Source organism: Microbispora sp. CL1-1 (assembly GCF_012034195.1).
GTDB lineage: Bacteria > Actinomycetota > Actinomycetes > Streptosporangiales > Streptosporangiaceae > Microbispora.
In genome coordinates, this window is record NZ_JAATEK010000002.1 from 423147 (window position 1) to 430151 (window position 7005).

Sequence of the window (7005 nt, forward strand, 5' to 3'; positions counted from 1 at the left end):
CCGTGCCACGCTGCGCTCGCGGTGGTGGGCTCGTGCTTCTCGATCAGCCCTCGTACCGGTTCGTGAGGGGACTCACAGGTAGGCCAGCAGGGCGTCCAGCGGTCGCGGCACGCGATCGGGCTCCAGTGCCGCGACGAGCGGGCTCGCGTAGCGGATCTTGCGGCTGCCGCCTGATCCCATGAACCGGCGGAGCTGGTCGTGGGTGCTGCGCCCGCGCCAGCCGGGCTGCTTCTGCAGCGTGCGAAACGAACGGAGCTCGCCCTCGGCGTCCACGACCCGTTCGACCGTGGCGGTGCCGAGGGCGCGGATCAGCTCGTCTTCCAGGTCGGCCACGCACACGAAGAATCCGAGCGCCTCCAGATCGCTTCTCGTGAGATCGGACCCGAAGCCGGCGCGCTCGAGCCCCCTCCGGAAGGCGCCCTCCTCCCCGGCGTCGCACAGACCGGCCAGCCGGAGATCGCGGCCCGAAGGGCCGAACTTTCCGACGTACGCGCCGATGTTCGTGGCACCGCCCATCGCGACGACCTCGATGCCTTCGGCCGTGAGGCTCCTGCCCCGGCGCTCGGCCAGCGCCTCGACGGCCGACTTGTCGCTGAGCCCCTCGACGAGGACCACCGTGTGCGTATCGTCCACACCGCTCAGCTTCGCAGCGAATCCGGCGAAGTTCGTACTCATTTTTCCTGCGCTGAAGGGACCCGGACGCCGCGTTCGCGCTGTCGCGGGGCCAGCACACACAACTCGTGGCCGCACGGCATGTAGTGCATCTGCACCAGGAGCCGTGCGGTGCTGGTCCGCGTGCACCAGGGGAGAACGGGTCCTGGAGACGATGTCCGGGCCGACATCGCGAGCGAGTGTGGGAAGCCGCGTGCATCGCACGCATATCCCAACCTGCCTAGCGATGTCTGGAGTGAACGACAGGTGGCGGTCTTCTTCTACCGAGTCGGGCGATGGGCCTTCCGAAGGCGCCGGCTCGTGGGCGTCCTGTGGGTCGGCGTCCTCCTCGTGGTCGGCTTCCTCGGTGTGCGGGCACCGTCGTCGGGGGACGAGGCCCTCCGCATGCCCGGAACCGAGTCGCAGCAGGCCTTCGACCTGTTGGCGGAGCGGTTCCCCGGGACCAACCCCGAGGCCGCCGAGGCCCGCCTGGTGTTCCAGGCATCGGACGGCCGGCAGGTGACGGCCAGGGCGAACAAGGCGGCCATCGAGAAGGCGCTCGGCACGCTGGAGGGAAGTGCCCAGGTCGATTCGGTCAGCGACCCGTTCAGCTCGGGTGCCGTCAGCAAGGACGGCACCATGGCGTACGCCCGGATCAACTACACCGTGGGCGCCGACGACCTGACGCAGGAGGCCAAGCAGACCCTCCAGGCCGCCGCGGATCAGGCCAGGGGCGCGGGGCTGACCGTGGAGTTCGGCGGCACGGCCCTGCTGACGCAACCGCAGACAGGCGCTTCGACGGAGCTCATCGGCCTCGGCGTAGCCGCGGTGGTGCTGTTCCTCACGCTCGGCTCGGTGATCGCGGCAGGCCTGCCGCTGATGACCGCGCTCATCGGCGTGCTCATCTCACTCATGGGGATCTTCGCCCTGGCTCGGCCCCTGGGCCTGACCTCCACCGTCTCCATCCTGTCGCTCATGCTGGGCCTCGCGGTCGGCATCGACTACTCGCTGTTCATCACCTCCCGCTTCCGCGACGAGCGTGCTCGGGGCAGGGAGCCGGCCGAGGCCGCAGGCCGCGCGGTCGGTACGGCGGGCTCCGCCGTCGTCTTCGCCGGCGCGACGGTCTTCGTCGCCCTGGCCGGACTGAGCGTCGTCGGCATCCCCGAGCTCACCAAGATGGGCCTGGCCAGCGCCGGCACCGTGCTCATCTCCGTCCTCATCGCGTTGACCCTGGTCCCTGCGTTGTTCGGCTTCCTCGGCGACCGGCTGCTGCCTCGCGCGGTCCGCAGGAGCCTGGGCGTGGGTCGCGGCGGCAGGGGCCGCCGGTCCGCAGGCATCGGGGGCACGGTCGCGAACGAACCGTTCGCCAGGGACGTCACCAGCGCGGCGGCTGCCGGATCCTTCGCGGCTTACGGAAAGCGGCCCGGTATCGCCGTCCGCTGGGCCCGCTTCCTGGTGCGCCGACGCCTCGCGGCGCTGCTGGTGGGGGTGATCGGCCTCGGTGTGATCGCCATACCGGCGTTCAGTCTCGAGCTCGGCATCCCCGGCGACGAGTCCAAGCCGGTGACGAACACCCAGCGCCGGGCCTACGACCTGCTGTCCGAAGGCTTCGGCCCCGGCTTCAACGGGCCGCTGACCGTGGTCGTCGACGCCTCGCGGGCCGCCGACGCGCAGGCTGCGGCGGACACGGTCGCCAGGACCGTACGCGACGTGGACGGGGTCGTCTCGGTCGGTGCCCCCGTCTTCAACCCGGCGAAGGACACGGCCGTCCTCACGGCGATCCCCGCGTCCGCTCCGAACACGGCCGAGACCAGGGAGCTGGTGCATCACATCCGCAGCGCCGTCGACGCCGTGGAGGACGACACGCACACCTCCATCGCGGTCACCGGCCGTACTGCCGTGATCGTCGACGTCTCCGAGTCCATCTACAGTGCACTCGTGATCTACCTGGCCGTGATCATCGGCTTCGCGGTGATCCTGTTGCTGGTGGTCTTCCGCTCGATCCTGGTGCCCCTCAAGGCGGCCCTCGGCTTCCTGCTGTCCGTGGGTGCGGCGTTCGGTGTCGTCGTCGCGGTCATCCAATGGGGCTGGGCGTCGAGCCTGTTCGGCATCGACCAGACTGGACCGGTCATGTCGATCATCCCGATCTTCGTCATCGGTGTCGTGTTCGGACTCGCCATGGACTACGAGGTCTTCCTCGTCTCCCGGATGCGCGAGGAGTACGTGCACGGTGCGACCAGCGAGGACGCGATCGTCACCGGGTTCCGGCACAGCGGACGCGTCGTCACCGCGGCGGCCGTCATCATGATCAGCGTTTTCGCCGGGTTCATCGGAATCGCCCAGACCAACATCCGGACGACGGGTCTCGGCATGGCCGCCGCGGTCGCCTTCGACGCCTTCGTGGTTCGCATGGCCATCGTCCCTGCCGTGCTGGCCCTCTTCGGGGACCGGTCCTGGAAACTGCCCCGTAAGCTGGAACGCGTGCTTCCGAACGTCGATGTCGAGGGTCGGTCGCTGGACGCTTACCTGTCACCGCAGACGACCGCGCCGGACAAGGAGGCGACCCCGAACCCCGTCGGTGGACGCTGAGCCGGCATGACAACCCTGAAGGGCTTTCTCCCGCGACCGCGCGCAGAACGGTCGCGGGAGGCGGTGATCACGGCGGCGGCGTTCGTGCTCTTCCTGCTCGGCAGCGTCGTGCGGGGCGACGAGTCGCTGACGGCGCCGCCGATCGCCGCGTATCTGCTCGCCGTGGTGTCCTGTGCCGCGCTGCCGCTGCGGCACAGGACACCGCTGCCCGTCATGGTGGTCACCACGCTGTGCAGCGTGCTGGCGATGGTCGCGGGCCTGATGCTGACCCCGTTGGTAGTGGTCCCCGCCATGATCACGGCGTACACGATCGCGGTCCGGGCCGAGCGGCGTACGACGGCCGCGGTCCTGCTCATCTCCGCCGCACTCCTCATGGCAGCGGGGCTGGTGTTGCAACCGCTGTCCTGGTCCACGGTCACCAGGACCTGCTCGACGGTCATCTTCCCGCTGGCGGCCGGCGTGCTCGGGCACTCGGCCCAGAACCGGCGTGCCTACCTGGCGGCGGTGGAGGAGCGCGCGTTGCGGGCCGAGGAGAGCCGGGAGAGCGAGGCGCGCCGGCGCGTGGCCGAGGAACGGGTGCGCATCGCCCGGGAACTGCACGACCTCGTGGCCCACGAGATCACCCTTGCCAACGCACAGGCCACGGTCGCCGCGCACTTCTTCGACAGCCGCCCCGAGCAGGCCCGCACCAGCCTGCGGCAGCTGGTGGAGACGACACGCCAGGCGCTGGACGAGCTGCGTGCCACGGTCGGGCTGCTGCGCGAGTCGGGGGACCATGCCCAGCCCGCCGAACCGGCGCCCGGGTTGGCTCAGCTGCCCACGCTCATCGAGTCGTTCCGCCGTGCGGGCCTTACGGTATCGGTGCACGAGGAGGGGCCGGCGGGGACACTTCCGCCGGGCCTGGACCTCACCGCCTACCGGATCATCCAGGAGGCGTTGACCAACGTGACGAAACACGCCGGTATCGGCCGGGCCCGGGTGGGCCTGGCCTGGACCCGCGACCTCGTGACCCTCACCATCACCGACGACGGGCCGGGGGACCACACGATCCCGGGCCCGTCCGCGGGATCGGGCGGCTATGGGCTGATCGGGATACGCGAACGTGTCACTGCGGTCGGCGGCCGACTTGTCGCAGGCAGGCGGCCCGAGGGCGGATTCCGTGTCGTCGCCGAACTGCCTCGCCCGGCACGGGAGACGACCCGAAGTTCCGCGGCGGTCGACCGGGAGCAGACGGGTGTGGCGGCGACCGCTCGATCGACGGCGGACGCCGAACGGCCGGCGGGTGAAGCTCTGCCGAGCGGTGAGGCGCCGGACGACGCCGCACGGCGCGGGGACGTCGCATGACGCTGCGCGTCCTGCTCGCCGATGATCAGGCCCTGCTGCGCGGAGCCTTCCGGATGTTGCTCGACAGCACCGACGACATCATGGTCGTCGGTGAGGCGGCCGACGGCCGGGAGGCGGTCCGGCTCGCCCGGGAACTGCGCCCGGACGTGGTGGTCATGGACATCCGTATGCCCGGGGTGGATGGGATCACCGCCACCGTGCAGATCTGTGCCGATCCGGAGCTACAGGACTCCCGCATCCTGATCCTCACCACGTACGAGACCGACGAGTACGTCGCGCAGGCGCTGCGCGCAGGGGCCAGCGGTTTCATCGGCAAGGGGATCGGGGCCGAGGACCTGGCGGACGCGGTGCGAACCATCGCGGCCGGCGACACCCTGCTGTCCCCGGCCGCGACCCGCTCCCTGGTCGCCCGTTTCCTGGCGACACCGGAGAACACCGCACGTCGGCCCCGCCAGTCCGAACGGCTCGCCGAGCTCACCCCGCGCGAGCGCGAGATGGTGGCGCTGGTCGCTACCGGCCTGTCCAACCAGGAAATCGCCGAGCAGATGTACCTCAGCCCGTTCACCGTACGCGCCCACGTACAGCGGGCCATGACGAAGCTCCAGGCACGCGACCGCGCGCAGCTCGTCGTCATCGCCTATCAGACGGGCCTGGTGCAGGTCACCGCGGACGACGACAGCCCGGAATGGTCCGCCTGAGGGCAGGGCAGGTCCGGCGAAGTTCGTACCCGTTTTTCCTGCGCGGTAGGGGCCGCGGAGTCTATTGCGGGGGCAGCACGCAGAACTCGTGGCCGTCCGGATCGGCCATGACCACCCAGTCGACCTCGCCCTGACCGATGTCGATGCGCGTCGCCCCGAGGGAGATGAGACGGTCGACCTCCGCCTGCTGATCACCGTCGGCGGGTGGAGCGAGGTCGAAATGCAGCCGCTCCTTCCCTGTCTTCGGCATGAGCGGCGGACCACCCCAGGTGATCTTCGGGCCGCCGTGCGGCGAGCGGACAGCGGTCTCCTGGTCCTGATCCCAGACCAACGGCCAGCCCAGCGCCTTGCACCAGAAATACCCGGCCTCCTGCGAACCATCGCACGCCAGCGCCCCGATGAATCCGCAGCCGGCGAGGAACTGGTTGTCCGGCTCGATGACGCAGAACTCGTTGCCCTCCGGGTCGGCGAGCACGACGTGAGCCTCGTCCGGCCGCTGGCCGATGTCGATGTGCCGGGCGCCGAGTTCGAGCGCCCTCGCCACCGTCTGCTGCTGGTCCTCAAGGGACGTGCTCGTCAGATCGAAGTGCGCCTGGTTCTGGCCGGTCTTCTGCTCCTGACTCGGAACAAAGCGGATCCGGAAGCCGGTGTCATCGCCCGGCAGGAGCGTGATGCCCTCCCGGGGATCGTCGGCCATCTCCCAGCCCAGGACACCGGCCCAGAAGCGCGCGAGACGGAGCGGGTCGTGCGCGTCGAAGCAGAGCGCGACAAGGTGACAGGCCATCCCGCTCCAGACCTCCCTTTCGGTTGAATGAGTATTGGAAGGTGGTCGACCATATCCTCGGAACGGAAGAGATGCTCCGGGAGCATATCTACGGCCGGCAACCCTGATGCCGTTCACTGTTCCCGTTCACGGCGATGACGGCCCGCGCGGGCAGGCCCTGCATATGATCGTTACTGGCCTATGCGTCCGTCGATCCGTTCGCGCAGCAGGTCGACGTGACCCATGTGGCGGCCGTACTCCCAGATCATTCCGACCAGCACCTCGCGCAGCGACATCGATCCTCCACCGCTGCCATGCTGGTTCAGGGGATCGTCGCCGGTGATATCGAGACCGGGCGCCTCGGCTACGAAGCGCTCGGCGAAGTCCACCTCCGCACGCCATGCGGCCCACGCCTCCGCGACCATCTCCGGGTCGGGAACGGCACCATCGAAATCGCCGTCACGGTCGGTGTCCGAAGTGAAAAGCCGGGGCACGTCCTGTCCCGCCATCATCACCCGGAACGTCGCACGCTCCCCCTCTGCCAGATGTCGCACCAGCCCCAGGAGCGACATCGTCGAAGGCTCGACGGAACGCCGCGCCATGGCCTCGGCATCAAGGCCTTCGCACTTCATCTCCAACGTGAGGCGCGCACAACGCAGGGCTTCGACCAGCGTCGTGCGCTCATCGCCCAGCGTTGGTCCGTTCTCACGTGGGTCATCGTCAGACGGCTTGCCGTCCGCAGTGAACATGTCGGCTCGTCGCGTCGTGGCCATGGCCGCAATCTTTGGCGACGCGCATCGCGGACGGCAACTGATTTACGCCACCTGCACTTTTGGCCACCAGGGCCGGGCACGGCCATCGCGGGATCCTCCACAGCGCGCATCAGACCGTGGTTCAGTCGGCCCACGGGCTCGGCCCCTGCTTCAGCACGACGAGCCCGGCTGACCCTCTGGATGGCCA

6 protein-coding genes are annotated in these 7005 nt (G+C 69.5%); 3 read left to right on the plus strand and 3 right to left on the minus strand.

Annotated features, from left to right (window positions below; translation table 11 throughout):
- Nucleotides 1-72: 72 nt before the first annotated feature.
- Nucleotides 73-633 (minus strand): TOPRIM nucleotidyl transferase/hydrolase domain-containing protein, encoded by a 561-nt coding sequence (locus HCK04_RS04285; RefSeq protein ID WP_142645530.1) that lies wholly within the window; start codon nucleotides 631-633, stop codon nucleotides 73-75.
- A gap of 339 nt (nucleotides 634-972) precedes the next feature.
- Here HCK04_RS04285 and HCK04_RS04290 point away from each other — a divergent pair, with 339 nt between their 5' ends.
- Genes HCK04_RS04290 through HCK04_RS04300 form a run of 3 tightly spaced genes read left to right on the plus strand, consistent with a single transcriptional unit; the run spans nucleotide 973 to nucleotide 5282 of the window.
- The gene (locus HCK04_RS04290; RefSeq protein ID WP_260617104.1) at nucleotides 973-3240 is read left to right on the plus strand and encodes an MMPL family transporter; all 2268 of its coding nucleotides are present in this window, start codon (nucleotides 973-975) and stop codon (nucleotides 3238-3240) included.
- A 6-nt stretch (nucleotides 3241-3246) separates the two neighbouring features.
- Complete coding sequence (locus tag HCK04_RS04295; protein WP_142645532.1) at nucleotides 3247-4584, plus strand: sensor histidine kinase; 1338 nt, start codon at nucleotides 3247-3249, stop codon at nucleotides 4582-4584.
- On the plus strand, nucleotides 4581-5282 hold the full coding sequence (locus HCK04_RS04300; protein WP_142645533.1) for a response regulator transcription factor: 702 nt from the start codon (nucleotides 4581-4583) through the stop codon (nucleotides 5280-5282). The genes HCK04_RS04295 and HCK04_RS04300 overlap by 4 nt, the downstream gene beginning before the upstream one ends.
- 61 nt (nucleotides 5283-5343) lie before the next feature.
- Here the strand turns inward: HCK04_RS04300 and HCK04_RS04305 are convergent, their stop codons facing one another.
- Both HCK04_RS04305 and HCK04_RS04310 read right to left on the minus strand, forming a co-directional pair.
- Nucleotides 5344-6066: a VOC family protein gene (locus tag HCK04_RS04305; protein ID WP_142645534.1), complete on the minus strand. Its 723-nt coding sequence runs from the start codon at nucleotides 6064-6066 to the stop codon at nucleotides 5344-5346.
- Nucleotides 6067-6236: 170 nt separating this feature from the next.
- Nucleotides 6237-6794 carry a DinB family protein gene (locus HCK04_RS04310; protein ID WP_205829795.1) on the minus strand — a complete coding sequence of 186 codons (558 nt, stop codon included), beginning with the start codon at nucleotides 6792-6794 and terminating at the stop codon, nucleotides 6237-6239.
- Nucleotides 6795-7005 lie beyond the last annotated feature (211 nt).

Excerpts from the sequence above, each read along its gene's own strand:
- HCK04_RS04295 (WP_142645532.1), top strand. The coding sequence starts at position 3,247 with ATGACAACCCTGAAGGGCTTTCTCCCGCGACCGCGCGCAGAACGGTCG.
- HCK04_RS04305 (WP_142645534.1), bottom strand. The coding sequence starts at position 6,066 with ATGGCCTGTCACCTTGTCGCGCTCTGCTTCGACGCGCACGACCCGCTC.
- HCK04_RS04310 (WP_205829795.1), bottom strand. The coding sequence starts at position 6,794 with ATGTTCACTGCGGACGGCAAGCCGTCTGACGATGACCCACGTGAGAAC.
- HCK04_RS04300 (WP_142645533.1), top strand. The coding sequence starts at position 4,581 with ATGACGCTGCGCGTCCTGCTCGCCGATGATCAGGCCCTGCTGCGCGGA.